Origin of the sequence: Allofournierella sp. (assembly GCF_048388525.1) — a bacterium.
GTDB lineage: Bacteria > Bacillota > Clostridia > Oscillospirales > Ruminococcaceae > BQOK01.
Map to the genome: position 1 here is coordinate 1 of NZ_DBGCTQ010000017.1, position 1,940 is coordinate 1,940.

At 58.9% G+C, this 1,940-nt stretch carries 2 protein-coding genes; both read right to left on the minus strand.

Going from position 1 to position 1,940, the window contains the following annotated elements:
• Positions 1-98: 98 nt before the first annotated feature.
• Positions 99-989: a 4-hydroxy-tetrahydrodipicolinate synthase gene (gene dapA / locus ACMLHZ_RS01780; protein ID WP_418666101.1), complete on the minus strand. Its 891-nt coding sequence runs from the start codon at positions 987-989 to the stop codon at positions 99-101.
• 31 nt (positions 990-1,020) lie between these two features.
• Positions 1,021-1,940 (minus strand): aspartate-semialdehyde dehydrogenase family protein (locus tag ACMLHZ_RS01785; RefSeq protein ID WP_418666102.1); only part of this gene is annotated, 920 nt, incomplete at its 5' end.

The window sequence follows — 1,940 nt, forward strand, 5'->3', positions numbered from 1 at the left end:
GAATGATAATATCCGTCATGCGTTATTGTTCCTTTCATGCAAAAGTCGTGCAAAAGCAAAAAGCCGACCCGCGGCATGGCAGTGGGTCGGCTGTGAAATTATTTCAGCAGGCCGAACTCCTGCATGGCAGTCTCCAGCTGTGCCTGCACTGCGGCGGAGGGCGCAACGAGCGGCAGACGGCAGTCGCCGGCATTCCAGCCAAGGCGGTTCATGGCCCACTTGACCGGGATGGGGTTGACGTCGGCAAACAGTGCCTTGATAAGAGGCACCGCCTTGAGCTGCATGGACAGGCTCTCGGCAGTCTCACCGGCGAACCATTTGGCACAGATGTCATGGGTGTACTGCGGGGCTATGTTGGACAGCACGCTGATCACGCCCTTGCCGCCCAGAGCCAGCAGCGGCACGATCTGGTCATCGTTGCCGGAGTAGATGTTCAGGCTGTCACCGCAGGCCGCTGCGATCTCGGCCACGTGGCTGATGTTGCCGCTGGCCTCTTTAATACCGCAGATCAGCAGGTTTTTGGAAAGCTCCAGCGCGGTTTCCGGCTGAATATTGATCCCGGTGCGGGAGGGCACGTTATACAGGATTGCGGGCAGGCCCGCGGCGTCCACAATGGTGTTAAAGTGCTTTACCAGACCGGCCTGGCTGGTTTTATTATAGTACGGGGTCACCAACAGAACCGCGTCCGCGCCCAGGGCGGCAGCCTCCCTGGACATTTCCACCGCATGGGCGGTATCGTTGGAACCGGTGCCCGCGATCACCGGCACCCGGCCCGCCGTGGTTTCAACGGCACAACGGATGCATTCCAGGTGTTCGCCGTCCTTTAAGGTAGCCGATTCGCCTGTGGTGCCGCAGATTACGATGGAATCGGTACCGTTTTCGATCTGGAATTCAATCACGCGGCCCAGCTCTTTAAAATCCACCTGACCGTCCGGCTTCATCGGTGTTACGATGGCCACGCCGGAACCGGTAAAGATCACCTTTTTCATGTGCAACAACTCCCTCTATGAATTAAATGCGTCAGTCAAAATAGCCGTTTGCGGCAAGCAATTCCGCCAGCAGCACCCCACCGCCCGCGGCGCCCCGCAGGGTATTGTGCGACAGGCATACAAACTTGTAATCGTACTGGGTGTCCTCCCGCAGGCGGCCGATGGAAACCGCCATGCCGTTTTCCAGGTTGCGGTCCAGCTTTGTCTGCGGGCGGTCGCTCTCTTCGAAATAATGCAAAAACTGTTTGGGGGCGCTGGGCAGGGCCAGGCGCTGGGCCTCGCCTTCAAAAGAGGCCCAGCGGGCCAGGATTTCTTCTTTCGTGGGCTTTTTTTCAAAGCTCATGAACACGGCGGCCATGTGGCCGTCCGATACAGGAATGCGCAGGCACTGGGCGGTGATGGCGGGGCGGGCGGCGGGCACAATGGCCCCGCCCTGAATGCTGCCCCACAGCTTGAGCGGCTCCTGCTCGCTTTTTTCTTCCTCGCCGCCGATGTAGGGGATGCAGTTGTCGATCATATCCGGCCAGGTGTCAAAGGTCTTGCCCGCCCCCGAAATGGCCTGGTAGGTGCAGACCAGGGCCTTTGTAAGGCCGAATTCCTCTTTTAAGGGGTGCAGCGCAGGCACGTAGCTTTGCAGCGAGCAGTTGGATTTTACCGCGATGAACCCGCGCTTTGTGCCCAGGCGTTTGCGCTGCGCCTCAATAATCTGGATATGGCCGGGGTTTATTTCGGGCACCACCATGGGAACGTCCGGGGTAAAGCGGTGGGCGCTGTTATTGGAGATGACCGGGCATTCAGCCTTGGCGTAGGCCTCTTCCAGCGCTTTGATCTCATCCTTTTTCATGTTGACTGCGCAAAACACAAAGTCGACCTGGCTTGCGATCTGCTGTATATTTGCGGCGTCCAGCACCACCAGGCGCTTTGCCGCCTCGGGCATGGGAGAGGGCATGG